Annotated in this window: 1 protein-coding gene; it reads right to left on the reverse strand. The window is 70.2% G+C overall.

Annotated features, from left to right (window positions below):
- The coding region (locus BN358_RS24420; RefSeq protein WP_198018492.1) for a PRD domain-containing protein at positions 1 to 238 on the reverse strand (238 nt) is incomplete at both ends.

Consider the following 238-nt stretch of genomic DNA (forward strand, 5'->3'; position numbering starts at 1 on the left):
CACCGAGCCGGGCCCGGACGATGTCCAGTGCCCGGCGTCCCACCGCCGCGTAGGTCGGGTAGAGCTGGGCGATCTCCCACGCCAGGGGGTACTCGACCCGGGCATCGTCCTGGTGTCGGCGGACCGCGAAGCTGAGGTGGTCAGCGATCGCGATCACGAGCGCCTGGCTCGCGGGAATGGACAACTCGGCATCGGCGACATCACAGATCTCCAGCGCGGCCCCGAGGTGGTCGATCGG

The organism is Sedimentibacter sp. B4, assembly GCF_000309315.1.
GTDB lineage: Bacteria > Bacillota > Clostridia > Tissierellales > Sedimentibacteraceae > Sedimentibacter > Sedimentibacter saalensis.